18 protein-coding genes and 1 tRNA gene are annotated in these 25,729 nt (G+C 68.6%); 9 read left to right on the forward strand and 10 right to left on the reverse strand.

Annotated elements, in window-relative coordinates; genetic code table 11:
* Window positions 1-75: 75 nt before the first annotated feature.
* Window positions 76-1,116, reverse strand: a complete 1,041-nt coding sequence (gene selD / locus ACNUDN_RS04650; RefSeq protein WP_419120861.1) for a selenide, water dikinase SelD — start codon at window positions 1,114-1,116, stop codon at window positions 76-78.
* 39 nt (window positions 1,117-1,155) lie between these two features.
* Here selD and ACNUDN_RS04655 point away from each other — a divergent pair.
* The 3 genes from ACNUDN_RS04655 (at window position 1,156) to ACNUDN_RS04665 (ending at window position 4,302) form a co-directional block, all read left to right on the forward strand.
* Window positions 1,156-1,250: transfer RNA gene (locus ACNUDN_RS04655), tRNA-Sec, on the forward strand.
* A 62-nt stretch (window positions 1,251-1,312) separates the two neighbouring features.
* Window positions 1,313-2,623: an L-seryl-tRNA(Sec) selenium transferase gene (gene selA, locus ACNUDN_RS04660; RefSeq protein ID WP_419120862.1), complete on the forward strand. Its 1,311-nt coding sequence runs from the start codon at window positions 1,313-1,315 to the stop codon at window positions 2,621-2,623.
* Complete coding sequence (locus tag ACNUDN_RS04665; RefSeq protein WP_419120863.1) at window positions 2,614-4,302, forward strand: SelB domain-containing protein; 1,689 nt, start codon at window positions 2,614-2,616, stop codon at window positions 4,300-4,302. Before selA ends, ACNUDN_RS04665 begins: the two co-directional genes overlap by 10 nt.
* 9 nt (window positions 4,303-4,311) lie before the next feature.
* Here ACNUDN_RS04665 and ACNUDN_RS04670 read toward each other — a convergent pair whose 3' ends face one another.
* Window positions 4,312-5,322 carry a TerC family protein gene (locus ACNUDN_RS04670; protein ID WP_419120864.1) on the reverse strand — a complete coding sequence of 337 codons (1,011 nt, stop codon included), beginning with the start codon at window positions 5,320-5,322 and terminating at the stop codon, window positions 4,312-4,314.
* Window positions 5,323-5,557: 235 nt separating this feature from the next.
* On the opposite strand from ACNUDN_RS04670, the gene fdh reads away from it, so the two are divergent.
* From fdh to ACNUDN_RS04695, 5 genes are all read left to right on the forward strand, one after another.
* Window positions 5,558-8,845 (forward strand): formate dehydrogenase, encoded by a 3,288-nt coding sequence (fdh, locus tag ACNUDN_RS04675; RefSeq protein ID WP_419125016.1) that lies wholly within the window; start codon window positions 5,558-5,560, stop codon window positions 8,843-8,845.
* Between the two features lie 170 nt (window positions 8,846-9,015).
* A complete protein-coding gene (locus ACNUDN_RS04680) occupies window positions 9,016-9,840 on the forward strand; it encodes a 4Fe-4S dicluster domain-containing protein (RefSeq protein WP_419125017.1) in 825 nt (274 codons plus the stop codon).
* Entirely contained in the window at window positions 9,837-10,805 is a 969-nt protein-coding gene (nrfD, locus tag ACNUDN_RS04685) for an NrfD/PsrC family molybdoenzyme membrane anchor subunit (RefSeq protein WP_419120865.1), read from the forward strand. The genes ACNUDN_RS04680 and nrfD overlap by 4 nt, the downstream gene beginning before the upstream one ends.
* Before the next feature lie 55 nt (window positions 10,806-10,860).
* Window positions 10,861-11,793 carry an NAD(P)/FAD-dependent oxidoreductase gene (locus tag ACNUDN_RS04690; RefSeq protein WP_419120866.1) on the forward strand — a complete coding sequence of 311 codons (933 nt, stop codon included), beginning with the start codon at window positions 10,861-10,863 and terminating at the stop codon, window positions 11,791-11,793.
* Between the two features lie 18 nt (window positions 11,794-11,811).
* A complete protein-coding gene (locus tag ACNUDN_RS04695; protein ID WP_419120867.1) occupies window positions 11,812-12,357 on the forward strand; it encodes a YceI family protein in 546 nt (181 codons plus the stop codon).
* 18 nt (window positions 12,358-12,375) lie between these two features.
* On the opposite strand, the gene ACNUDN_RS04700 is transcribed toward ACNUDN_RS04695, so the two are convergent.
* The 5 genes from ACNUDN_RS04700 to ACNUDN_RS04720 all read right to left on the reverse strand — a co-directional run bounded on the left by ACNUDN_RS04700 (window position 12,376) and on the right by ACNUDN_RS04720 (window position 20,904).
* Entirely contained in the window at window positions 12,376-13,971 is a 1,596-nt protein-coding gene (locus tag ACNUDN_RS04700) for an MFS transporter (protein ID WP_419120868.1), read from the reverse strand.
* 108 nt (window positions 13,972-14,079) lie between these two features.
* Window positions 14,080-14,700 carry a TetR/AcrR family transcriptional regulator gene (locus ACNUDN_RS04705; RefSeq protein ID WP_419120869.1) on the reverse strand — a complete coding sequence of 207 codons (621 nt, stop codon included), beginning with the start codon at window positions 14,698-14,700 and terminating at the stop codon, window positions 14,080-14,082.
* Window positions 14,701-15,102: 402 nt separating this feature from the next.
* Window positions 15,103-18,702: an ATP-binding protein gene (locus tag ACNUDN_RS04710; RefSeq protein ID WP_419120870.1), complete on the reverse strand. Its 3,600-nt coding sequence runs from the start codon at window positions 18,700-18,702 to the stop codon at window positions 15,103-15,105.
* Entirely contained in the window at window positions 18,695-19,396 is a 702-nt protein-coding gene (locus ACNUDN_RS04715; protein ID WP_419120871.1) for a DUF4194 domain-containing protein, read from the reverse strand. The genes ACNUDN_RS04710 and ACNUDN_RS04715 overlap by 8 nt, the downstream gene beginning before the upstream one ends.
* Window positions 19,393-20,904: a DUF3375 domain-containing protein gene (locus tag ACNUDN_RS04720; RefSeq protein ID WP_419120872.1), complete on the reverse strand. Its 1,512-nt coding sequence runs from the start codon at window positions 20,902-20,904 to the stop codon at window positions 19,393-19,395. The genes ACNUDN_RS04715 and ACNUDN_RS04720 overlap by 4 nt, the downstream gene beginning before the upstream one ends.
* Window positions 20,905-21,220: 316 nt before the next feature.
* Between ACNUDN_RS04720 and ACNUDN_RS04725 the strand changes: the two genes are divergently transcribed.
* On the forward strand, window positions 21,221-21,967 hold the full coding sequence (locus ACNUDN_RS04725) for an alpha/beta fold hydrolase (protein WP_419120873.1): 747 nt from the start codon (window positions 21,221-21,223) through the stop codon (window positions 21,965-21,967).
* Window positions 21,968-22,082: 115 nt separating this feature from the next.
* Here ACNUDN_RS04725 and ACNUDN_RS04730 read toward each other — a convergent pair whose 3' ends face one another.
* The 3 genes from ACNUDN_RS04730 to ACNUDN_RS04740 all read right to left on the reverse strand — a co-directional run bounded on the left by ACNUDN_RS04730 (window position 22,083) and on the right by ACNUDN_RS04740 (window position 25,698).
* Complete coding sequence (locus tag ACNUDN_RS04730) at window positions 22,083-23,540, reverse strand: aldehyde dehydrogenase family protein (protein WP_419120874.1); 1,458 nt, start codon at window positions 23,538-23,540, stop codon at window positions 22,083-22,085.
* A gap of 66 nt (window positions 23,541-23,606) precedes the next feature.
* Window positions 23,607-24,467 (reverse strand): CHAD domain-containing protein, encoded by an 861-nt coding sequence (locus tag ACNUDN_RS04735; protein WP_419120875.1) that lies wholly within the window; start codon window positions 24,465-24,467, stop codon window positions 23,607-23,609.
* Window positions 24,468-24,591: 124 nt separating this feature from the next.
* Window positions 24,592-25,698: a serine hydrolase domain-containing protein gene (locus ACNUDN_RS04740; protein ID WP_419120876.1), complete on the reverse strand. Its 1,107-nt coding sequence runs from the start codon at window positions 25,696-25,698 to the stop codon at window positions 24,592-24,594.
* Window positions 25,699-25,729: the final 31 nt, after the last annotated feature.

A 25,729-nucleotide genomic window follows, 5' to 3' on the forward strand; every position in this document is an offset into this window, starting at 1 on the left:
ATCTCTTCCCCTGTCAACGATGCCACACGCGCGGGACAGGCCGGCGCACCGAAAGGTGACCGAATGCCGATGACATCAGCGCACCACGATCGTGTGCTCCCCGGCCACGGTCAGCTCACCGATGACCGGCGCGCCGGGGATCTCGCCGGCGATCAACAGCCCGCCGGAGGTCTGGGCGTCGGCCAGCAGCAGCGCCTCGTCCTCGTCGACGGCCGTCAAATCTACGTGCGGAGCGACCCAGGCCAGATTGCGCCGGGTACCACCGCTGACATAACCGTCGCGCAGTGCCTCGCGGGCACCGTCGAGGTAGGGCACCGCTGCCGAGTCGACCACCGCCGTGACACCGCTGGCCCGGGCCAGTTTGTGCAGGTGGCCGAGTAAGCCGAATCCCGTGACGTCGGTGGCACATTGGACGCCGGCCTGCAGCGCGGCCCGGGATGCCTCGGCGTTGAGCGTGGTCATCGCGTCGATCGCCGCGGCGAACCGTTCACCGGTGGTCTTGTGCCGGCTGTTGAGCACGCCGATCCCGAGCGGCTTGGTCAACGACAGCGGAACACCGGCCTTGCCGGAGTCGTTGCGCAGCAGTCGATTCGGATCGGCGATACCGGTGACGGCAAGCCCGTACTTGGGTTCGGGATCATCGACGCTGTGCCCGCCGGCCAGATGGCAGCCCGCTGCATTGCACACATCGAGCCCGCCGCGCAGCGTCTCGGCGGCCAGCTCGAAGGGCAGCGTGTCGCGCGGCCAGCCGAGCAGGTTCACCGCGACCACCGGCCGTCCGCCCATCGCGTACACGTCGGAGAGCGCGTTGGCCGCCGCGATGCGACCCCAGTCGTAGGCGTCGTCGACCACGGGGGTGAAGAAGTCCGTCGTCGCGATCAGCGCCAGGCCGCCCTCGACGCGCACCGCGGCGGCGTCGTCGCCGTCGTCCAGACCGACGAGCAGCTCACCCACCGGGTCGACCGGATTGGCTGCGGTGAGTCCGCGGACCACGTCTTCCAGCTCGCCGGGCGGGATCTTGCAGGCGCATCCGCCGCCGTGGGCGAACTGGGTCAGGCGCACCCCGGCCGGGGGCGTCGGTGCGGGAGGCGGTGCGGAAGCCGGTACAGAAGCCATGCCTTCATGGTGCCCTGCCATGATGGGCAGATGGGTCAGGGAGGCGTATCCGGTCTGGTGACCGGCGCGATCTTCAAAATCGCTGAGCGGCAGTTGCTGTCGCTGGCGGGTTCGATTCCCGTCCGCCTCCGCCATCCTGCCTGCGGATCGGGCACGGTACGCGACGTCCAGGGTGCCTCGGCGCACCGAACTCGCCATGGATGGTGACCCTCGTCGGCGGGTGCCGCGAACCGACACGCTGCTCGCCGACCCCCGGCTGGCCGAGGCCGAACGGCGACTGGGTCGCACGCTGGTCAAGAGCGTGATCGCCGACGCGCAGCGGCGGGCCCGGGCCGGGGAGATCACCCCCGAACAGGTCGCCGACCACGCCGTGGCGGCTTTGCCCGCCGGGGCGACGAGTCTGCGCGCGGTCGTCAACGCCACCGGCGTGGTGGTGCACACCAACCTCGGCCGCGCTGCGCTGTCAGCGGCCGCGCTCGACGCCATGGTCACCGCCGCGGGCGCCACCGACGTCGAGTTCGACCTGCAGACCGGTCGGCGCGCCCGCCGAGGGCGGGGTGCCCTCGCTGCACTGGCCGCCGCGGTGCCGGCCGCGCAGGGCGTACACGTCGTCAACAACAACGCCGCCGCGCTGCTGCTGGCCGCGATGGCGCTGGCGCCTGGCCGGGAGATGATCGTCAGCCGCGGCGAGCTCATCGAGATCGGCGACGGCTTCCGGCTGCCGGCCCTGATGGAGTCCACCGGTGCCCGCATTCGCGAGGTGGGCACCACCAACCGCACCCATCTGCGCGACTATGCCGACGCAATCGGACCCGACACCGGTTTCATCCTGAAGGTGCACCCGTCGAATTACCTGGTCAGCGGATTCACCTCGGGGGTGGGTGTGGCTGAACTCGCCGGACTGTGCCGCGGCGAGCGCGGGAACGGCCGGACCGCGGTGCCGCTCGTCGTCGACATCGGGTCCGGCCTGCTGACGCCGCACCCGCTGCTGCCCGACGAACCCGATGCCACCACCGTGTTGCGCGATGGCGCCGACCTGGTCACCGCCAGCGGCGACAAACTACTCGGTGGCCCGCAAGCCGGGCTGCTGTTCGGGACCGGCGAGCTGATCGAGCGGCTGCGCCGCCATCCCGCGGCGCGCGCGCTGCGGGTGGACAAACTGACGCTGGCCGCGCTGGAGGCCACCCTGGTCGGGCCGCCCACCCCGGTCGCCCAGGCGCTCGACGCCGACGTCGACGAGCTGCGTATCCGGGCCCAGCACCTGGCCGCCGTGCTGCCCGACGCCGAAGCCGTCGCGTGCAGCGCTGCGGTGGGTGGGGGCGGGGCGCCCGGTGTCGAGCTGCCCAGCTTCGCGGTCGCGCTGCCCGAGCGGTACGCCACGGCGTTGCGTGCAGGTGAGCCCGCCGTGGTCGGCAGGCTGGAGAACGGACGCTGTCTGCTCGACCTGCGCACCGTGGCACCTCACGACGACGGACGCCTGCTGGAGGCGGTTCGGGCGTGTATGTAGTGGCTACCGCGGGTCACGTCGACCACGGGAAATCCACGCTCGTCCAACGGCTTACCGGAATGTGGCCGGACCGGCTCGACGAGGAGCGGCGGCGCGGACTGACCATCGACCTCGGCTTCGCCTGGACCTCCATCGCCGGCCGCGACATCGCGTTCGTCGACGTACCCGGCCACGAGCGGTTCGTCGCCAACATGCTCGCGGGGGTCGGATCGGTGCCGGCGGTCGTCATCGTGGTTGCCGCGACCGAAGGCTGGATGCCGCAAACCGAGGAGCATTTCGCCGCACTGCAGGCGCTCGACGTCCAGCATGTGGTGGTCGTCATCAGCAAGGCCGATCTCGCCGACCCCGGCCCGGCGATCGCGCAGGTGCGGCGGCGGCTGCCCGCAGCCCCGGTGGTGCTGGGCACCGACCTCGATCAGGTGCGCGTCGCAATCACCGCGCTGGTCGACGGGCTGCCTGCACCCGACCGCGACGCCGACGTGCGGCTGTGGGTGGATCGCGCGTTCAGCGTGCGCGGGGCGGGCACGGTGGTCACCGGCACGCTGACCGCAGGCACGGTGCACGTCGGCGACGAGCTCGAGCATGGCGGCCGCCGGCTCACCGTACGGGGACTGCAGTCGCTGGAACGCGATCAGACCGCTGTGACGGCGGTGGCGCGGGTCGCGGTCAATCTGCGCGGCCTGGACCGCCGCCACATCGGCCGCGGCGACTCCCTCCGCACCCCTGGGGCGTGGTTGGACACCGCCGAGATCGACGTCGGACTGCGGGCCGCGGGAAAGCTGCACGAGCAGCTGGTATTGCACATCGGTTCGGCCGCGGTCCCGGTGCATGTGCGTCCGCTCGGCGACACCGGCGCACGGCTGCGGTTGACCCGCCCGCTGCCGCTGCGCATCGGGGACATTGGCGTGCTCCGTGACCCCGGCGAGCACCGCATCGCCGCGGGTGTCGAGGTGCTCGATGTGCGACCCCCGGCGCTGCGCCGCCGCGGTGACGCCCGCGTCCGGGCCGCCGAACTCGCCGCCGGACAGGTGCCGCCGCCGGTGTGTGCGCGCTGGAAAGAACTGCTTGCCATGGGTTTCGGCATGCACGGCCGACAGGTCGGGGAGTGGGTCGTCGACGAACGTTGGTGGGCCGAACAGCGTGCGCTGGTACCGGCGGCGGTGGCCGGGTGGTCGGCTGGACATGACATCGCCGCTGGGATGCCGATGGAGGAGCTGCGCCGCGAACTGGATCTGCCGTCGTCGGAGCTGGTGGCGCCGTTGGTCGTGGGTACCGGTCTGGAGCTGAGCGACGGCCGGGTGCGCCGGCCCGGGGTCGAGTTGCCCGAACGGGTCGACAAGGCGGTGCGGGTGATTGAGCGGCGACTGGCCGCCGAACCGTTCCGGGCGCCTGCGACCGACGAACTCGCCGAACTGGAGCTGGGCCCCAAGGAACTCGGCGCGGCGGTCCGCGCCCGTCGGCTCACCAGAATCGCCGACGGTGTCGTTCTCGGACCCGACGTCTACGACCGCGCCGTCGGTGTTCTCACCGCTCTGGAGCAACCCTTCACCGTCGCCGAGGCCAAGCGGGCATTGAACACCACCCGCCGCGTCGCCGTGCCGTTACTGGAAAACCTTGATGCACAACGTGTCACCCGCCGAGACGATGACGGGACTCGCGTCGTCGTCGGCGGAGGCTAGTTTTCGCGGCTAGTTCTCGTCCGAGCGGTCCTTGAGCGGACGGGAGGCGCGTAGCGAGCCCGGGTGGGCCTTGGCGGAGGGATCGCGTCGGGTCTTGATCAGGCTGGCCACGGTGACGATGGTCAGGATCACCACGATCACCACCAGGCTGACGTAGGTGTCGATCTCCGGGATGTCCGGATTGATGTCGACGTGCGCCCAATGCAGCACCAGCTTGACCCCGATGAACACCAGGATGATCGACAGACCCGTCGACAGGTACACCAGCCGGTCCAGCAGACCCTTGACCAAGAAGAACAGCGCACGCAGACCGAGCAGTGCGAACGCGTTGGCCGCGAAGACGATGTAGGGCTCGCGGGTGATGCCGAACACCGCGGGGATCGAATCCAAGGCGAACAGCAGATCGACGCTGCCGATCGCGATCAGCACCGCCAGCAGCGGGGTCGCCACCTTTCGCCCATTGGCGCGGGTGAACAGCTTTCCGCCGTCGTACTCGTTGCTGATCGGGATGAACCGCCGGGTCGCCCTGATCATGATGTTGCTCTCGATGTCGGGGTCCTGGTCGCGGTGCCGGAACAGCTGAATGCCGGTCCAGATCAGCAGGATGCCGAACAGCAGGAACATGAACGAGAACAGCGCGATCAGCGTCGCACCCAGCGCGATGAAGATCGCCCGCATGATCAGCGCCAGGATGATGCCGAAGGTCAGCACTTTGTGCTGATGTTCCTCGGGCACCGCGAAGGTCGCGATGATGATCACGAAGACGAACAGGTTGTCGACCGACAGACTCTTCTCGACGATGTAGCCGGCGAAGTACTCGGTGCCCGCGGTGCTGCCGTATGCCCACATGAACCACAGACCGAAGCCGATGGCGACCGCGATGTAGAACACCGACCAGGCTGTCGCCTCCCGGAACCCGACCTTGTGCGGGCGCATCGCCGCGAGTATCAGGTCCACCGCGAGCAGCCCGACGATCAGACCGACGGTGAGACCCCAGGTCAACAGGCTGATGTCAAGCATGGTCCATTTGTACCCGAGCGCCTGTAGGCGATCGACCAGCAGGTATTACCAGGCGGTGACGGTGCCGACCGTCGCGGCACATCGCGGCAACGCCGCAACGCTGGGCGGCAGGTTCATCCGGGTGTCGCGCACACGGGCACAATGGTGATCATCGGAGGGTTTGGATCCGGTGGGCTCAGGGTAGGGGGACCTCGTGCACTTCAAGGGCTTCAGGAATTTCGAGGGGCTCAGGGGGCTGTTCGAATCCTGGCCGGTCTACCGGCAGCTCACCGGTGACGACCCGCTCGGCCGCGGCAAGGCCGCCCAATCCCGGCGCAGCCTGACGTTGACCCCGCGCACCGCCGACGCCGATCACATCGCCCATTCGGTGTGCCCGTTCTGCGCTGTCGGGTGCGCACAGAAGGTGTATGTCAAGGACGACAAAGTCGTCCAGATCGAGGGCAATCCGGACAGTCCGATCTCCCGGGGCCGGTTGTGCCCCAAAGGGTCGGCCAGCAAGCAGCTGGTCACCGGGCCGCAGCGTCTCACCACCGTCCGCTACCGTGCCCCCTACGCGACCGAGTGGCAGGACCTCGACCTTGAAACTGCGATGGACATGGTGGCCGACCGGGTGCTCGACGCGCGGGAAAAGGGCTGGCAGCAATTCGACAAGGACCGCAACACGCTGCGCCGCACCATGGGTATCGCCAGTCTCGGCGGTGCCACCCTGGACAACGAAGAAAACTATCTGATCAAGAAATTGTTCACCGCGCTGGGCGCTCTGCAGATCGAGAACCAGGCGCGTATTTGACACAGCGCCACGGTTCCCGGTCTGGGAGCCTCCTTCGGTCGCGGCGGGGCGACGGACTACCAGCAGGACCTCGTCAACTCCGACTTCATCGTCATCATGGGTTCGAACATGGCCGAAGCCCATCCGGTCGGTTTCCAGTGGGTGATGGAGGCCAAGACGCGCGGCACCGGCGTGGTGCACATCGATCCCCGGTTCACCCGCACCAGCGCGCTGGCCGACCGGCACGTCGCCCTGCGCGCCGGTAGTGACATCGCGTTCCTCGGCGGCGTCATCAACTACATCCTGAGCAACGAGCTCGACTTCCGGGAGTACGTCACCGCCTACACCAACGCCTCGTTCCTCGTCGACGAACGCTTCGCCGACGCCGAGGATCTCGACGGCCTGTTCTCCGGCTACGACGACGCCACCGCTTCCTACGACCCGTCGACTTGGCAGTACGAGAGCACCTCGGCCGACGGCGGTGGCGCCGATGCCAAGGAGCAGAGCGCTGCCTACGAGTCGGGGTCCGGCGGTCCGCCGATCGAGGGCGGCGCGGGCGATATCCCCAACGATCCGACGCTGCAGCATCCGCGCTGCGTTTACCAGATCCTCAAACGTCACTACGCCCGCTACACCCCGGAGATGGTCGAGCGGGTGTGCGGTGTGCCCGCCGAGGTGTTTCTCGACGTGGCCCGCAAGTGGGCGCAGAATTCCGGACGGGACCGGACCGCCGCGCTGGTGTACAGCGTCGGCTGGACCCAGCACACCTTGGGAGCGCAGTTCATCCGCGCCGGATCCATCATCCAGCTGCTGCTGGGCAACATCGGCCGCCCCGGCGGCGGGGTGTTCGCGCTGCGCGGGCACGCCAGCATCCAGGGGTCGACCGATGTGCCGACGCTGTTCAACCTGCTGCCGGGCTACCTGGCGATGCCGCACGCCGGGCAGGAGACGCTGGCCGAGTACCTCGACGACATCACGAGCCGTCACCAGAAGGGCTTCTGGCACAACGCCGACACCTACATGGTGTCGCTGCTCAAGGAGTACTGGGGCGATGCGGCGAGCGTCGACAACGATTTCTGCTTCGACTACCTGCCCCGCATCAACGGCGACCACGGCACCTATCGCACGGTGATGGACATGGTCGACGGCACGGTGTTCGGCTATTTCCTGCTCGGCCAGAACCCGGCGGTCGGGTCGGCGCACGGCAAGCTGCAGCGGCTCGGCATGGCCAACCTGGACTGGCTGGTGGTGCGCGACCTCGTCGAGATCGAGAGCGCCACGTTCTGGCGGGACGGCCCGGAGGTCGAGACCGGGGAGATCACGCCGCAGACGTGCCGCACCGAGGTGTTCCTGTTCCCGGCCGCCTCGCACGTCGAGAAGTCCGGCACGTTCACCCAGACCCAACGCATGCTGCAGTGGCGCGAACAGGCGGTCGAACCGCCCGGCGACGCGCGCAGCGAACTCTGGTTCTTCTACCATCTGGGCCGCATCCTGCGGGAAAAGCTTTCCGGCTCAACGGATCCGCGTGACAGGCCGTTGTTGGAGCTGTGGTGGGACTACGAACTCGACGGCGACGAACCCTCAGGGGCGGACGTGCTGCGCCGCATCAACGGTGTCGACCTGACCACCGGGCGCGCCGTCAACGGCTATCTGGATCTCAAGGCCGACGGCTCGACCGCGTGCGGTTGCTGGATCTACAGCGGCGTGTACGCCGACGAGGTCAACCAGGCGGCGCGGCGCACACCGGACACCCGACACCACGAGCGGAGCCCGCAATCGGGGGAGGGTCCGTACGACAACGAGTGGGGCTGGACCTGGCCGCTGAATCGGCGGGTGCTCTACAACCGGGCATCGGCCGATCCGCAGGGCCGGCCGTGGAGCGAGCGCAAGAAGCTGGTGTGGTGGGACCCGGACCAGGGAGCCGCCGGCGAGTGGACCGGATACGACGTCCCCGATTTCGAGACGACCAAGCCGCCGGAGTACCGGCCTGCGCCCGGCGCGGTCGGCGTCGAGGCGTTGCGCGGCGACGATCCGTTCGTGATGCAGGCCGACGGCAAGGCCTGGCTGTTCGCCCCTAACGGTGTGGTCGACGGTCCGCTGCCCACCCACTACGAACCCCACGAATCGCCGGTGCGCAACCCGCTCTACCGGCAGCAGGGCAATCCGGCGCGCAAAGTGTATGGGCGAGAGGACAATCCGTCGAACCCGTCGTGGCCGGACGCGCACGGGGAGGTGTTCCCGTTCGTGTTCACCGCGGCCCGGCTCACCGAGCACCACACCGCGGGCGGAATGAGCAGGCAGCTGCCGTACCTGGCCGAACTGCAACCGGCATTGTTCGTCGAGGTGTCCCCGCAACTCGCCCGGATCCGTGGGCTCGCGCACATGGACTGGGCGCATGTCGTCACTAGCCGGGCGGCGGTCGACGCACGCGTGTTCGTGACCGACCGGATGCGGCCGCTGCGGGTGGAAGACCGTGTGGTGCACCAGATCTGGATGCCCTACCACTGGGGCAACGCCGGGCTGATCGACGGTGACATCGTCAACGACCTGCTGGGAGTGGTCGTCGACCCGAACGTGTTCATCCAGGAGAGCAAGGTCGCGACCTGCGACATCCAGCCTGGGCGCCGGCCGCGGGGTCCGGGCCTGCTGGAGTACCTGCAGGGCTACCGGGACCGTGCGCGGATCACCCCGCAGACCGGAACCGATCTCGACACCACCGAACCGTCGCGCGACCACACCGAGGAGATGCCATGAGCGCCAGCGAGAAGCGCAGCGGATCGCGCATCGAGTCCAGCGAGAAGCGCAGCGGATCGCGCATCGGGTCCAGCGAGAAGCACAGCGGATCGCGCAGCGGGTCCAACAGTTTCTACGGCCGGCTCGACGATGTCGCAGCAGATGCGGGCTACGACGAACCCCCGCCCCGCGTGGGGTTCTTCACCGACACGTCGGTGTGCATCGGCTGTAAGGCCTGTGAGGTGGCGTGCAAGGAGTGGAACGACGTCCCCGACGACGGGTTCAACCTGTTGGGGATGTCGTTCGACAACACTGGCAACCTGGGTGCCAACTCGTGGCGGCACGTCGCGTTCATCGAGCAGCCCGCGCCGGACCCCGGGCCCGAGCCGGTCGAACTGGGGATGCCGGGATTCCAACGTCCCGGCGACGCATCCGGGGCCGAGACCCGGCAGGACTTCCGCTGGCTGATGGCCTCGGATGTGTGTAAACACTGCACCCACGCCGGCTGTCTCGATGTATGCCCGACCGGCGCCCTGTTCCGCACCGAGTTCTCCACTGTCGTTGTGCAACAGGACATCTGCAACGGTTGCGGTTACTGCGTGTCGGGTTGTCCGTACGGGGTGATCGAACGCCGGGAAGGCGACGGGCGGGCGTGGAAGTGCACGCTGTGCTACGACCGGTTGCGCGACGGATTGGAGCCGGCGTGTGCGAAGGCCTGCCCGACCGATTCGATCCAGTTCGGTGTGCTCGACGAACTGCGTGAGCGGGCCGCGCTGCGGGTCGACGAGCTGCACCGGCGCGGTGTGACCGAAGCTCGACTGTACGGCCACGACCCCGACGACGGGGTAGGCGGCGACGGCGCCTTCTTCCTGCTGCTCGACGAGCCCGAGGTGTACGGGCTGCCGCCGGACCCGGTGGTGCCCACCCGCGACGCCGGTGCGATGTGGCGCTACGCCGGTATCGCTGCGTCGGCATTGGTGGGTGTAGCGGTGTCGGCGTTCGCGGGTAAGAGATGAGTAGCGGCGCCCAGACCCCGCCGCGCCGCGGCGGCAGGGACGACACCGCGGTGCCGCCCGCGGAGTTCCGGTCCTACTACGGCCGACAGATCCTCAAGACCCCGGTGTGGAACTGGATGATCGCGGCGTACCTGTTCAGCGGCGGACTGTCGGCAGGTTCTGCGCTGCTGGCCGCCGGCGCCGACCTGACCGGCCGCCCGCAGCTGCGCAAGGTGTCCCGGCTCGGTGCCCTGACCGGCCTGCTGGCCAGCATGTATTTACTGATCGGCGACCTGGGTCGGCCCGAGCGTTTCCACCACATGTTGCGGGTGGCCAAGCCCAGCTCACCGATGAGCATGGGGACCTGGCTGCTCGGCGGGTACGGGCCCGGGGCGGGCGCCGCGGCGCTCGCGGAACTGCTGCCGCGCCGGTTCCGGCGCACCAGGCTCGGGCGCGTCATCGCCTGGGCGGCGCGACCGGCCGGTCTGGAAGCCGCGGCGGTGGCGCCCGGGGTCGCCTCCTACACCGCGGTGCTGTTGTCGCACACCGCAGTTCCGGCCTGGCGCGAAGCGCATCCCTATCTACCGTTCATCTTCACCGGTTCGGCCGCGGCCAGCGGCGCCGGGCTGGGCATGCTGCTGGCCCCGGTGTCGGAGAGCGGGCCGGCGCGCCGGATGGCGGTCACCGGTGCTGCGCTGGAGGTGGCGGCGTCGCGGACGATGGAACGACGGCTGGGGCTGGTGGGGGAGGCATACAGCACGGGTCGACCGCACCGGTTGCGGCAGGCCGCGGAGGTCCTGACCGTCGCGGGCGTGGTCGGCGCAGTGGTGTCGGGCCGGCGCCGCTGGGCGGTGGCGGCCTCCGGTGCGGCGTTGCTCGCCGGCAGTGCCCTGCAGCGGTTCGGGGTGTTCGAGGCCGGGGTGGCCTCGACCAAGGACCCGAAGTACGTGGTGGTGCCCCAGCGCGAACGCCTCGACGCGCGCTGACCACTGACCTCCGGATCCGACGTCTAACCCGCCGTATTGCGGGAACAGACGGACGATGGACTGGGAATGTGCCGTCGTCGGCGCCGGTGCCGCGGGCCTGAGCGCGGCCCTCGTGCTGGGCCGGGCCCGACGCCGGACGATCGTCATCGACGCCGACGACCCGAGCAACCGGGCGGCGCCGTCGATCGGTGGGCTGCTGGGGTTCGACCAGCGACCACCCGATGAGCTTTACGCCGCCGGCCGTGACGAACTCGCGCAGTACCCGAGCGTGCAGTTGCGCCGCGGTGAAGTGCGCGCAGGGCGACGCGTCGACAGCGGATTCATCCTCGACGTGGACGACGGCACCGAGATCCGGGCCCGTCGCGTACTGCTCGCGCCGGGTATGACCTACAGCCCGCCGCGGATACCCGGGCTGGCCCGGTTATGGGGTAGCTCGGTGTTCCAGTGCCCGTTCTGCCACGGGTGGGAGGTCCGCGACACCAGGTTGGCCGCGCTGGCGTCCGGTGAGCAGGGTCTGCACACCGCGTTGATGCTGCGCGGGTGGAGCGAGGATGTGGTGCTCTTGACCAACGGTCGCTCGGAACTCGGCCCCGACGACCGGCGGTTGTTGCACCGCGCCGGTGTCGCCGTCGACGATCGGCGCATCGTCGAACTGTTCGGTGCAGAGGGAAAGCTGGAGTACATCGCGTTCGCCGACGGATCGAGACTCGCGCGGGACGCGCTGCTGGTCGAGGCGCCGGTGCGGCAGCGGTCTGCGCTGGCCGACCAGTTGGGGGCGACGATTCGTCCGGGCCCGCTGGGGACCGAGCCGCTCACCGTCGACAAGATGCACCTCACGACCGTTGGCGGGGTCTACGCGGCCGGCGACGTCTGCACCGAGATGCCGCATCTCGCCGGTGCCGTCGCCTCCGGTTCGCAGGCGGCGATGATCATCGTCCAGAGTCTGCTGTCCGATGAGTTCGGTCTGCCCTTTCCGCCGGGCGGCTGAGCCGGTTACATTCGGCCGATGGCGGACACGGTCTGGACGTTGAGTTCCTCCGACGGTGCGCTGTCGGTGACGACGGGCGTGGCCGGTCCAGCGGCCAAGATGGGCCACCGGTTGACCCTGGCGATGCCGTGGCAGGCCAGCGTGCGGTGGGCCGACGAGCCGTCGTCGATGGAACTGACCGTCGATGTCGGCAGCCTCGAGGTGCTACGCGGTGAGGGCGGCGTGACGCCGCTGTCGAGTCCGGAGAAGGCGCTGGCCCGGTCGAATGCGCTCAAGACCCTCAAGGCCGACCGGTATCCGCACGTCGTGTTCCGGTCCGACCGGATCACCAAGAGCGCGAACGGGTATCGGTTGGAGGGCACGCTGGAGATCAACGGCAGGACCCGGGACCGCGTGGTGGATCTGGCGGTGGAGGATCTGGGCGACCGCTGGGGGATGTCGACCGAGGCCGTGGTGCGCCAGAGCGACTTCGGGGTGAAGCCCTACTCGATGATGATGGGCGCCATGAAGGTCGCCGACGAGGTGACCGTCGCGTTCAGCGCGCAGCGGGCGAAGTCGGGGTGAGGAAAGACCCGAGCCGGCTCACCCCGGGTCGCGCACCGCGAGGTAGTGCCTGCTGACCGGCGACCCGTCGGTGTATCTCTCAACCGCCTGCTCGATCAGCAGGTCCTGTCCGGTCAGGCGGGTGTAGTGCTGGTGCATATGCTCGCCCCAGGACCGCACGACGAACGTCTCCACGAACGTCGCCTCCTCTTCGACGCTGCGGAAGAGCCGCCACTGCGCCGCCCCGGTGCGCTGGCGAGACCGCCCGAGCACCGCCATCGCTGCCAGGAACGGCTCCTCGTTCTCAGGCGCCACGCGATAGGACGTCAGCACCAAGACCGGACCGTCCAGCGGCTCGGGTTCGAAGACCAGCGTCGGCTCCGGCCAGTGCGACGACGGGGTCAGGTCGAGGTTGCCGGTGCCGGCGTGCAGGGGCCACCACAGCGACGACAGCCCGCACACCAGCAGCAGGCCCGTGCTGACCAGCAGGCTGGTGACGCTGGTGGTGGCGCCGGCGAGCAACCCCCACAGCAGTGACCCGACGGCCTGCCCACCCATGAAGATCAGCTGGTACACCGACAATCCGCGCGCCCGGACCCACGCAGGCAGGCTCAACTGCATCGAGGCGTTGAGTGTCGACAGGGACAGCAACCAGGCGGAGCCACCCACCACCAACGCGGCCAGCACCGCGGCGAAGTTGTGCACCAGGGCCAGCACCGCGGTGGCCGCCGCGAAACCAGCCGCTCCGACGGTCAACAACGTGTTCTGGCCGAATCGGGCCCGCAGCCGGGACAGTACGAAGGCCCCGAGCACCGCGCCGACCCCGAGCGCGCCGAGCAGCACCCCGTATCCGGCTGACCCCAAACCCAATTGGTTGGCCGCGATCACCGGCAGCAGACCCCACAGCGCGCTGGCGGGGGCGATGAACAGCACGGTCCGCAGCAGAATGCGCCGCACGATCGGTGAGCTGCGGATGAACCTGCCGCCGGCGGTCAGCGCCGCCAGGGCCCGCTCCGGCGGGTAGTCCCGCTGCAGAGCCGGTCGCCGCCACCAGATCAGCACCAGCACGATCCCGACGAACGACACCGCGTTCAGCGCGAACACCAGCGTCGGTCCGGTCAACGACACCAGCGCACCGGCGATCGCGGGACCGATCGCCCTGGCGCCGTTCATGCTCATGCTTCCCAACGCCGCGGCCGCCGGAATCTGTTGGGCGGGAACAAGGTCGGGCTGGATAGCCTGCCAGGCGGGCGCGGTGAGCGCCTGTCCGCAACCGATGACGAACAACAGCATCAGCAACACTGTCGGGGTGGTCAGCCCGGCGCCGGTCAGCGTCGCAAGCAGCCCGACACCGGCGGCCATCGCGCCCTGCGTGGCGATCAGTAGGCGCCGGCGGTCGACCAGATCGGCGAGCACCCCCGACGGCAGGGCCAGCAGCATCACCGGCAACGTGGTGGCGGTCTGCACCAGCGGTACCAGCACCGCGGCGCGGGGATCGTCGACGAGCATCCACTGCGCACCGACGGTCTGCATCCAGGTGCCCAGGTTGGACACGAATTGCGCGATCCACAGCGCACGGAAGACCGGTGACCGCAGCGGCGCCCACGTCGAACTCGACGCTGCCACGGTCGTCATCGCCACCCCCGCCTCATCCGCCCGGTATCAGGTCACTGTAGGCGGGCGGTCGGATCCGATCGTGACCGGCGAGGCTGTGCTGTGTCGCCGGTGGAGCGGCCGAGCGCCCTACCCGGCGGTGGGGCGCTGCGGCGACTCTGCCATGACCCGTTCGGCATAGCCCAGGATCGGCTCTTTGAGCGCCCGGACGGCGTCCCCGTCGGCCTCGGTCAAGGTGTTGACGACCAGCGTCGAGATCGCCGCGACCAGTGCCTGGCAGGCAAACCGATCGGCCTCACTGCGCGCCTTGAACACCTCCGCCACACCCGTCACGAACTCCTGCTGCAGTTCGACGCGCCGGCGGATGGCGGCCGGGCCTGCGGCATACACCTCGACCAGGAACAACCGTGCGGTCGACGGGTCCAGGGCGATGAAGCTCAGGTACCGGTCCAGCACCGCACCGAAATGCTCGATCGGGGTGCCGGTTGCCGGTACCGCGCCGACGGCGCCCATGAGGTGCTGTTGCATGTGGGCGTAGGCCGACAGGAAGCAGTCCTGCTTCGAGGTGAAATGTTGGTAGAACGTCGCCTTGGAGACCCCGGCCTGTTTGATCAGATCGTCCACGGTGGTATTGCTGTAACCCCGGTCTGCCATGACCACCGCAAGTGCTTTGAACAGTCGCTGTCGCTGATTGGCGGCCACCTGTTCGCGGGAGAGGTGATGACGGCCGGATGCCAGCCGTTCGGCCATTCGGCGTCTCCTCTGCACCTTGCACCGGTCGGCACGCCGGTGGCCGGATGCCGTTGTGCCGAGCAGTATAGGGGCGTCGAGCCGCGATCGGACGCGTCGCCGAAGGGGTCCTCCGAGCCGCCGTCCGAGCGGATCGGACGGTGCGGCCCACGGCGCTCTGACCACCTGAAACTGGTTTCGATATCAAGAACTCGTTCGTTTCTCGAAAACGCCGCCGTTTATGTACGATCGCTGTGGTCTATCTCGCCAGAACCAGGCGGGGCACGCGCAGCGAGGGGTTGAGCGGAGCCTTTTCCAGGGCGCGTCGGCTGTGGTGTCACCGCATTGGGGGAGTGGCGTCACCGCAGCCGACACGCCGGAACACCCGTCGCCGGACGGGCCGCACCCGCCCGCGCGGGGTGGTCAGACCCCGGCCGGGACCTTCGTGCCGGCCCGCATCTCGCGACGCAGCTCGTCGAACTCCGAAATCGTCCGCGTCACCACGGTGGCCACCGGGCGGGCGTTGCGGCCGGTGGCCTCGGTCTTCGACACCATCACCACGCTGTCGATGTAGGGCTGGATGGTCGTCGCATTCTGCACCGTCGCGACGATGACGAGCTGGAAGCCGAACTTGCGGAACGCCTGCAGCGCCTGCTGGGCGAACTGCGGATCCGACTTGGAGAAGGCCTCGTCGAGCATCAACTGCGCGAAAACCGGTCTGTTGGCTTCCTCGGTCCCGGCGTCACCGGGTGCCGCGAGATTGAAGCTGAGCGCGCCCGCCAGGCAGAAAGCCATCAGCTTCTCCTGCTCGCCACCGGAATTGTCACCGGCGTTGCTGTGGGTGCGGATCAGTTCCTCGGTGGCGACATCCCATTCGGCACAGTCGAACGTGAACCGGTTACGCACATCCAGGGCGTCCCGCGTCCACGCCTTGTCCTCCGGCGCAGCGGAAGCCAACCGGTTGCGCAGCCGCAGAATGTCGGCGTACTGATCCAGGATCGCCTGCTTGTCACCCAGCCCGACCTCGGCGATGCGCCGCGAGATGGCGCGCACGATCTCGGTCAGTTCCGACACCGCGGTCAGGCTGCGCGGGGTGGCCCGCAGCGTGAGCCGGGTTCCGCGATTGAACTCCACCGCACCCAAACCGGTGTTGACACGGTCGATTTGGTCGCTGATACGGCGGGCCTCCTGCTCGGCCACCCGGTGCAGCGTCAGGATCGCATCCGGTGCCTGCTCGGTCACCAGGCGCATCATGCGCTCGTAGGCCTCTGGCAGTTCGCGCTCGTCGATGTGGCGGCACAGCGCGACGTAGTCGTGCACGCGCTCATCGAAATTGTCGCTGTCATTGGGGATGGCGTCGGGGAACGAGGTGTCGAAAGTGTTGAGGATGCGGGCCAATTCGTCGTAGGAGCGACGCCGGCTCTCCCGCAGCTGCTCGCGCTCCTTCTTGATCGCGGTGAACAGCGCATCCCGGTGCGGCTCCGGATCGAGCAGCTCCAGAGCGACCGGAACCTGACCGGCATAGCGGTCCAACAACTCGGTCAACGGCTCGGACACGAATCGACGCCCATCGGGCCGTCGCTCCTCGCGCGAGCGCTCGTCGGGCGCCGGCTGCAGCCGCTCAGCCAGCTCGAGGAGCCGGGTGCGCCGAGAGTCGAGGTCGTCGCGGCGGGTCTGGATCGCGCCGCGGCGCGTCATCAGCTTCTGGATCTGCGACCAGCATTCGTCGGCGCGGGCGTTGAGGGCTTCGATATCGGGGTGGTCGGCCAACAGCAGCTCGTACTGTTCGCGGAGCCGGTCGGCGTGCCCGTCGGCGGTCTCGGTGTCGATCTGGCTCCATTGCGGGAACTGTTCGCAGATCGCCTTGCACGCCGCTGCCCGGTCCCGCCACTGCTGCCGCTGGGCGGCGATGTCGTCGGCGACCCGGCGCGCCTTCTGGTAGGTCTCCTCGGCTGCAGCCAGATCGACGGTCAGGGCGTTGATCTTCGCCGACACGTCCCCCTGATAGAGATACTCGGATTGTTTGAGCGGGCGACGGTCGTCCTTGATCGCCAGCCGGTCGGAGTCCTTGTACAGGCCGGTGTCGGTGACCGCGCGGCGGAACCGCGCGAACACATCGGGGGTGTCGACGCAGATGTGGTCGCCGGCGGCGGTGACGACATCGACCGCCTCGGCGGCACACGGATGGCTCGGGTCGACCGCAAACAGCTTGCCGGCCAGCGTGTTCGGTTCGGGTTCGACCGGTTCGGCGCCCAGAAGCTTGGCCCGCACGTGGTGCAGTTGCAGCCGTCCCCGCATGTTGGTCTCGTTGACGAACTGCAGGACCTTGGTCCAGTGCTGGTCGGGAACCATCAGCCGCAGACCGACACCGCGCAGCACCTTCTCCACCGCGGTGCGCCACCGGGTCTGGTCGGGGCGCAGGTCCATCAGCTCGGCGATATAGGGCAGCGCGGCGGCGTCCACCCCGACCGCTGCACAGATCTGGTCGCGCATGGTGAGCGCGAATTCCGGCAGGGCCGAGCCCACGTGCTCGACGCGCTTGAGTTCCTTGGCGGCCTCGTCGCGCGTCAGCCGGGCGGCCTTCTGCGCGTACTCGGCGTCGGTGGACGCTTCGCGGTGACGCTCTACCTTGGCCAGCAGTTCGGTGGCCTGCGCGAGCAGTTCTTCGCGCAGGTTCCAGAAGTCGTCGGCGGTTTCGGGGGCGTCGAGCTGCTGTGCGGCCAGCATGTCCTCGTAGGCGCCGCGCCGGCGTGACACCTGCTCGGCCTCGGTCTCGGCGGCGGTCACCTGCGACTGCAGCGGGCCGATGCTCGCGCTGGATCCGCTGATCTGCGCGTTGAGCGAATCCGCCTCGGCTTTGGCCAGATTCAATGAACGGGTGACGTCCTCGTACTCGTTGTCGAGCTGATCGACGGTACTGTCGAGTTGCTCGATCTGTGCCGGGCACTGCGCCAACCGGACCTGGTCGGTGTAGGCCCGCACCATCGGCAGATCGACCAGATCGATGATGCCGAGATCGGTGGACTCCGAGGCGTACCGCTGCTGGATCTTCTCGATGTCGCCGAGGATCTTGCGCTTCTTCTGCGCCACGGCGAGCAGTTCACGCGCCTCCACCAGCGGATCGATCTGCTTGAGCGCCTCGGGCAGCCGAGCCAGGCTCTCCGGTTCGTCGAGCATGAACTCGCGGACGAACTGCTCCAGGCCGCCGACGCTCTTGAGTGACTTGGCCTTTCCGAGCAGCTGCTGGGCGGCGTCGGAGGCCCGGATGCCGATCGTCGCGTACAGCTGTGCCAGGTATTGCGACTCCACCTTGGTGGTGAACCGCCAGCCGGTGTGCCTCCCGTCGCTGCGCTCGCCCCGGTAATTCCCCCCGTCGCTGCGCTTGCCCCGGTAATTCCCCCCGTCGCTGCGCTCGCCCCGGTGATTTCCCCCGTCGCTGCGCTCGCCCCGGTGATTTCCCCCGTCGCTGCGCTCGCCCCGGTGATTTCCCCCGTCGCTGCGCTCGCCCCGGTCCTCCTTGAACACCCCGGTGTCGAACCGGCCCGCCGCCCAGCGGTTGCAGACCTCTTCGATGTCGAGATCTCCGTCACCGAGCACGAAACGGCTCGAGGAATCGTTGCGCGACTCCCCGGTCAACCACTTGAGCACGAGCCCGGTCACGGTGCGCCCGGAATCGCTGGAATAGGTGACCGCAACCGCCGACCACGCCGTGCCGTCGCCGCGCAGATACATCACCCGGCTGGTTCCGCCGTCGCTGCGCTGCCCCCACGCCCCGCGCACATACTTGTCGACGGTGCGCCGGCCGGCACTCGAACCCGCCGCGGTGTTGTCGCCCGAGGCGTTGAAATTGCGCCGGTTGAACGGCAGGAAACCGAGCGAGATGGCATCCAGCAGAGAAGATTTCCCGCTGCCGGAGGCCCCCGCGATCAGCGCGCCGCCGGGGCTGAACGGGATGTCGTGATAGCCGTCGAACACGCCCCAGTTGATGACCTGTAGCCGGGACAGGTGGAACTGCTCAGTCAAGTTCGACCTCAACTTCCGGTGTCGCGCCGTTCTGCAGCAGCTCGAACTGCTGCTGCAGCTCGGTGATCACGCTTGCTGTCATCACGGCGGTGATCACCGGGCTGATGGTGTAGCTGTCTTCGTCGTCGCGGCTCTTGCGCAGGATCTCCAAACCGGCCAGGCGCGCGATCGCCGCGTCGATGCGGCCGGCGAACGTGACGGCGTCGCGGTCGGTGTCGTTGAGCACGCCGGAGAACAGGCCGTGCATCTCCTCCCGGGAGATGAGCACGCTCTGACCACCGGCGGCGCGCATCATCTGGGCCAGGTGCAACGCCAGGATGGAGTCGTAGGTGCCGAGCGGCTCGCGGCGAAGCAGCTTGATGCCCTTGGCGGATTCGTAGCGGGCCTGCTCGACGAACGCGACGCCGTCCGATTGAAGGCCCACCTCCACCACGCGCAGCAGCAGGTCGAGTTCGGAGAGCCGGACCGACAGTTGGTTGCGGTACTCCAGCACCCAGGCATAGACGTCGCTGTCGGTCTCGGCGCTGATGTAGCGGCGGGTCAGCAGGTGCTGCAGCGCCCAGCAGGCGCGGTCGGGCAGCTCGGAGACGTCGCCGTCGAAGCGCGGTCTGCGCTGGTGCGGAGGGCGGGCGCTCTGGTCGACCTGCGGCAGCTGCGAGAACGCCTCGAAGTCGGTTTCGTGATCGGTGGTCACTGCGCGGCTCCGACGAGAGTGGTGATCGGTTCGGTGAACATCAAACGGGGCACGGCGATTTCGCGGTCCCGACCGTCCAGCGAACGGAACCGCACCATGGTCGACTCCGTGCCACCAGCGCCGGACCCGGCGCTGTCGGGCTGCTGCTGTTTGAGCGCCCACGACCACAGCACGATCACGTGACCCAGGTAGGCCCGCTGTCCCGACCGGTCGAGCAGGTCGATCGCCTCCTGCAGCGACACCGGACCCTTGCTGACCGCGGCGTTGAGCGTCTCGGACATGGCGGGCGCGTCGACCTGGGTGGTCAGCGCGGCGAAGCTGGTCAGGTCGACCTCGCCCTCGGCGGCGACGGCCGGTTTCGGGTTGGACAGGTCGCCGATCTTGAAGCTCAGCGCTCCCACGGAGCTGATCGCATGCCGGGCCAGCGGCAGTTCGATGTCCAGGCGCGAGTCGATCAGGCTCGTCCTGAGCAGGTTGCGGGCCGCGCCGATGGCGTCGCTGAGCTGCCGGGCCACCCCGCGGCTCTGCTCCAGCGTGCCGAACGCGGTGAACCGCTTGACCCGCTGCGCGCACCGCTGCTGAATGCGTTCGACCTCGTCGATCTGGTGACCGACCAATTCGAAGAACCCGGCCATCACCTTGCGCAGCGCCGGGTCGAGGCCGGGTAACGCGTCGGCGACCGCGGCCACATCGGCCTCGAACTCGGCGCGCTGATCCGGATCGTTGATCATCCGTAGGAATGCGCGGTGGCTGTCGCGGCCCTGGGAATCCCACGCCGCCTGATAGCCGGCGTACATCCGGCGCTGTCGGTCGCGGTAGGCGACGTTCGAGTCGATGGGTTCATCGAGGGCGGCAGTGGCCTGTTCGATCATCGCGCCGTACTGACCGATGTCGGTGATCAGCCGTTCCATCTGCAGAGCGATGGCGCGAGCCTCGTCATAGGCGTCGGTCAGATCGGCATCGGAGTGGGGCCGCTCGCCCCGGTCCAGTTCGTCGAGTTCCTGACGCAGCACCTCCATCTCGGCCTCGATGCTCTTGCGGATGCGGGCGGGGTCGCCGCCGACCCGGATGGCCACTTGTTTGAGCCGCGACGCAATGCCGTTGATCGAGCCCCCCGTGGCGATGGTGTCCTGGCGGCGCATGCCGCGCAGGAAGTCCAGCGCGCGGCGGGCGTCCTGGGTGAGGTAGCAGACGTTGCGCCCGCCGGCGGGACCTCGTTCGTCGACGATGCGGTGCAGCCAGCCCTGGCTGGCCCAGTTCTTGATCATCGCCAGCCCGGAGGGGGCATCGGCGCCCGGGCCGAGCGCGTCGAGGTCGCGTTCCAGCCGCACCACCAGCTCGGTCTCCGGGACCACGCCGTCGGCCAGGTGTCGCTCCATCAACGTCGCGTACAGGCTGAGGTTGGTGGTGGCCAACAACCGGATGGCGCGGGAGGCCTGCAGGTCGCGGTTCAGTTCGAGCAGGTCAGCGGCGGACTGTGTCGCGTTCGGTGTCGCGTTGTCGTCCACGTGCCCCCTCGCTCTGTTGCGTTGTGTGGTTCGTGCCGTGGCGTCACCTGCATGTCGACGCCGGACGCCCCAACATAGGCCACGGCGCGGACATCGCTCGTCTCGGGCGGGGGAGTGTCGCGGCCTTTTCCGGGGCTGCTGTGACGCATGTGACCAGCGGGATTGCAGTGCGTTCTGGGGTTTCGCGAGGGTGCTCTCACGGTCGTCATGCGGTGCACATCACGACAGTGGCTGCACCTTCGCGAGAGCTCTGTCGAACTCGTCGCGACGGGTTCTCTCACCGCCCCGTTATCGATGCCGTGCCAGGATGGCCGATATGACATTGGTGTTCGTGCACGGCAACCCGGAGACCGACGCGATCTGGGGCCCGCTGACCGCGGTACTCGGCCGCGACGACGTGGTACTGCTGTCACCGCCCGGTTTCGGCGCACCGCTGCCGGACGGATTCGGCGCAACCATGACCGAGTACCGCGACTGGCTCGAAGACCGGCTGGAACGCATCGACGGCCCGATCGACCTGGTCGGCCACGACTGGGGCGGCGGGCACGTGGTGAACCTGATGATGCATCGGCCCGAGCTGGTGCGCAGCTGGGCCAGCGATGCGGTCGGGCTGTTCGACACCGACTATGTGTGGCACGACCTGGCACAGGTGTGGCAGACACCCGGGGCCGGCGAGGAATCGCTGGACGCCATGATGGGGGGCGGGGTGACCGCGCGGACCGAATTGATGATGTCCTTCGGCATCCCGACCGATATCGCGGCAGCACTGGCCGAACAGCAGAACGACGACATGCGGATCGCGATCCTGGCGTTGTACCGGTCGGCGACGCAACCGGCGGTGGCCGAGGCCGGTAAGGCGCTGGAGACGGCGGCGGCGCGGCCGGGCCTTGCGCTGCTGCCCACGGCGGATCCGTTCATCGGCCCGAACGAAAACCGGCGCCGTGCTGCCGAGCGAGCCGGCGCCCGTGTGGAAGTGCTTGACGGACTGGGTCATTGGTGGATGGTGGAAGACCCTCAGCGGGGCGCCGCGGCGCTGACGGAGTTCTGGGCGACGCTCGATTAGCCGGATGGCGTCACCGACTCTGCACAGTCCGGACATCCGGCTGCGGGGCAGCGCCGTGGTCGGGCTGCTGGCGACCTCGGTCGTCGATCTGATCGCCTCCGGGCTGTGAGCAGATCTAGATCGCGTACCGCCGAGGCTGGTGCTGCACCGATACCCAGTGGTCGGTGGTGAACTCCTCGACCGCCCACTGCCCACCGAAACGCCCGATACCGGAGTCCTTTTCGCCACCGAAGGCGGTGTTGGCGTCATCGTTGACCGGGGCGTCGTTGATGTGAGTCATACCGGCGTCGATCCGTCGCCCGAACCGCACCGCGCGGTCGACGTCGCGACTGAACACCGCCGAGGACAACCCGTACTCAGTATCGTTGGCCAGGCGCAACGCGTCGTCCTCTCCGTCGGCGCGGATCACCGTCATCACCGGGCCGAACACCTCCTCCAGCGCGGTGGCCACGTCATTGGAACCGGTGAGCACATGCGGCGGTAGGCACAGCCCAGTCGGGCCGAACGGGTCACCGCCCACCAGCAACTGAGCACCCTCGTCCCGGGCGCGCGTCACCTTGTCCTGAATGCCCTCCAGCTGTGAGGAATTGATGACCGGCCCGAGTTGGTTTTCCGGATCGTTAGGGTCACCGACCCGAAGTGCCTTGACGGCGCCGACGAATCGCTGCACGAACTCGTCGTGCACGGTCGTGTCGACGACGATGCGGTTGGCGATCATGCAGATCTGCCCCTGGTGAAAGAACGATCCGAACACCGAGGCCGCCACGGCGAGATCGAGGTCAGCGTCGGCGAGGACGACCAGCGGGCCGTTGCCACCGAGCTCTAGGGCCAGCTTCTTCAGACCCGCCTTCTCGGCGATACCCTTGCCTACCGGCGTGGAACCGGTGAACGACACCACCCGCGGGGCGGGGTGAGCGACCAGGGCATCGCCGATGGTGGAGCCGGATCCGACCAGCACCGACAGCAGCCCGGGCGGCAGCCCGGCCTCCTCGAAGATCCGGGCCAGCAACAGCCCGCCGGTCACCGGGGTGTCACCGGCAGGCTTGAGCACCACGGCGTTTCCGACCGCCAGGGCCGGTGCGACGGACCGGTTGGACAGCTGCATCGGGAAATTCCACGGTGAGATCACCGCCACCACCCCGACAGGCTCGCGGTAGACGCGGTTCTCCTTACCCGGGATGTCTGACGGCATGATGCGGCCCGAAACATGGTGCGGCATCGCGGCCGCCTCCCACATCACCGAGCGCACCAGACCCCATTCCAGCTCAGCCTTGGCCAGGGTGCCACCGGTCTCGCGCACCAGCCAGCGCACGATCTCATCCTTACGGTCGGTCATCACGTCGGCGGCAGCACGCATCACCGCCGCGCGCTCTCCGGGCGGCGCCGACACCCAGTCCCGTTGAGCCTCAACAGCAGTGGCGTATGCCTGGTTGACATCGTCTTCATCAGCCTGCACCAGCTCGGCGAGCATGTCCCCGCGGTAGGGATCGGTGCTTTCGCGGGTCTGCCCTGATCCGCCGGAGCGCCAGCGTTCCCCGATGGGCATCGAGTCAAAGTCCGGATAGGCCGTCATCAGATCATCACCTCAGAGGTTGACGTGCGGGGAGGTCGACGTGCGGCCTTGCGGCCTGCGCTGCGCCTACAGCATGGCTGCGGCCGCCCGGCACTGGCGCGCCAATTGCTCCTCGCGCGCGTAGAGCAGGCCGAACGTGAAACCGTTCTCACCGGGTGTGGTGCCGGCGCCTGCCCCCATCTGCCGCAGCGTCGACCGGGCCACCACGGTGTCCTGCAGATCGCCCAGAACGCTCTGAATGCGCTTGTAGTGCTTCTGGTTTCGCTTGAACTTCGACGACCGGCCATCGTGTTGGATCAGTTCTGCGGCGTACCGGGCACGTTTGGCGGCCTTGCGGGCACGGTGCAGCAATGCGTCGTCACCCGCGTCCAGCGCCTCGGCGAGTCGCCGGTCTGCTTTGTCACCGGCCTTACGTGCCTTGTGCCGCAGCCTCTTCCGGTGGATATCGCCGTGCACCGGCGGGTCTGCGCTCCAGCGTTGCAGCTCGGTGACCAGGTCCAGATAGCGAGGAGAGTCCATCGCTTCGGCCACCCGGGTCCGGGCCGGGGCTTCGTCGGCGCGCAGATCGCGCTTGATACGGGCGCTCACCGGTCCCAGCACCACGTCATCGGGCAACTCGTTGAGCGCGGCCTGCAGCCGCCGACGCTGCACCTGCGCGTCTCGGACATCGCCCAAGACCGCGGCGAACCACTTGAGGTCGCGCTCCAGCGCAGCTGCGGCGTCCTGGTCCAGTTCGGCGCCGAAGACCCGCAGTGTGCTGCGCACCCGGCGAATGGCCACCCGGGTGTCGTGAATAGGGTCGGAGCCCTCCCGCAACCCCACCAACCCGTCCAGGATGCGTTCGATCTGGTCGGTCAGGTAGCTGCGCAGCGCGTTCGGTTGTACCGCCTGGTCGGGAGCGGTGTACGGAATTGGGGGAGCGGTCATCGCGGCCTCCTGCCGTCTCGAAATTCGGTGTCGGATCTCGGTCGAATATGCGTTGGCAGATGCATACCCTTCTCACGATCCGGTACACCTGTGAGCCGGTGTGCTGACCACGGCACTGCCGTCCTCAGGCGTGTGCCCGCTCACGGAACTCGGCGAGCAGCTGCGGGCCGCCGGGGTCCTCCCACAACACCTGGGTCAACAGCAGATCCGTTCTGCCCGTGTTCGGATCCGTGCGCCACCCGGTGCCCAGCCCGCCGTCCCAGCCGTAACGGCCGTCGGACTCGACACAGAGGCCGTAACCCCAGCCTGCGCCGTCGAGAAACACCTCGGCATCGGCGCGCTGAGCGGCGGTCAGCCGGTCGGTCGTGGCCGCGGTCAGCATCGGATCCGAGATCAGCCGGCCGTCGTGCAGGGCCCCGGTGAATGCGATGAGATCGTCGAGGGTGGAGACCAACCCCGAAGACCCCATGGGGAACTGCGGCTCGCGCGCCCACAGTCCAGCGACCGGGTCGAACACCGCGAAACCGTCCGCGGTGCGCGCCAGTTGCGGTACGAAGCGGTCCAGCTTCGCCGGTGGCACGTGAAAATCGGTGTCCACCATGCCTGCCGGACCGAAGACCTGCCGCGCAAGCACTGCCGGTAGCGGTTCACCGGCGATCCGGGACACCAGCACACCGAGCACATCGTTGGGCGTCTGGTACAGCCACCGGGTACCCGGTTGCGCCGCCAGCGGCAGCGCCGCCAGCCGGCGTAGCCACTCGGCGGGTGGCGGGAGCGGATAGCTGCCGGGCGGGCCGTCACTACCCAGGCGTGCCGCCGCGTAGGCCACCTGGATCGGGGCATCCATCGGGAAGCGTGGCAGCATGCCGTCACCGCAGCGGCCGGTCAGCACATCCTCGATCGTCACCGCCCGCGCGGCGGGCACGGTGTCGTCAAGTGCCGCGTCCTCGGCGCACAGCACCGGTCGACCGGCGAGTTCGGGTAACCAGTGGCTGATCGGGTCGGTGATGTCGGCCTCGCCACGTTCCAGGAGCCTCAGCGCAGCCACCGTGACGATCGGTTTGGTGATCGACGCGATCCGCACGATGGTGTCGCGGCGCAGCGGAACGCCGAACCCGTCGTGACCCTTGACGTAGACCAGCGGATCGTTGCCGAGCGTCGTCACCGCCGCGATGACCCCCGGTACCGCGCCCGCGGCAATCGCGTCGTCAAGAACCTGTCGGACCGTCATGCCGGTACCGACACCGCGGGTACCCGGAACT

Source organism: Mycobacterium sp. smrl_JER01 (assembly GCF_048513595.2).
Classification (GTDB): domain Bacteria; phylum Actinomycetota; class Actinomycetes; order Mycobacteriales; family Mycobacteriaceae; genus Mycobacterium.

Coding starts and splice junctions, on each gene's coding strand:
- ACNUDN_RS04740 (WP_419120876.1), bottom strand. CDS start 25,698: ATGACGGTCCGACAGGTTCTTGACGACGCGATTGCCGCGGGCGCGGTA.
- ACNUDN_RS04730 (WP_419120874.1), bottom strand. CDS start 23,540: ATGACGGCCTATCCGGACTTTGACTCGATGCCCATCGGGGAACGCTGG.
- selD (WP_419120861.1), bottom strand. CDS start 1,116: ATGGCTTCTGTACCGGCTTCCGCACCGCCTCCCGCACCGACGCCCCCG.
- ACNUDN_RS04700 (WP_419120868.1), bottom strand. CDS start 13,971: ATGACGACCGTGGCAGCGTCGAGTTCGACGTGGGCGCCGCTGCGGTCA.
- selA (WP_419120862.1), top strand. CDS start 1,313: ATGGATGGTGACCCTCGTCGGCGGGTGCCGCGAACCGACACGCTGCTC.
- ACNUDN_RS04735 (WP_419120875.1), bottom strand. CDS start 24,467: ATGACCGCTCCCCCAATTCCGTACACCGCTCCCGACCAGGCGGTACAA.
- ACNUDN_RS04705 (WP_419120869.1), bottom strand. CDS start 14,700: ATGGCCGAACGGCTGGCATCCGGCCGTCATCACCTCTCCCGCGAACAG.
- ACNUDN_RS04725 (WP_419120873.1), top strand. CDS start 21,221: ATGACATTGGTGTTCGTGCACGGCAACCCGGAGACCGACGCGATCTGG.
- ACNUDN_RS04670 (WP_419120864.1), bottom strand. CDS start 5,322: ATGCTTGACATCAGCCTGTTGACCTGGGGTCTCACCGTCGGTCTGATC.
- ACNUDN_RS04695 (WP_419120867.1), top strand. CDS start 11,812: ATGGCGGACACGGTCTGGACGTTGAGTTCCTCCGACGGTGCGCTGTCG.
- nrfD (WP_419120865.1), top strand. CDS start 9,837: ATGAGTAGCGGCGCCCAGACCCCGCCGCGCCGCGGCGGCAGGGACGAC.
- ACNUDN_RS04690 (WP_419120866.1), top strand. CDS start 10,861: ATGGACTGGGAATGTGCCGTCGTCGGCGCCGGTGCCGCGGGCCTGAGC.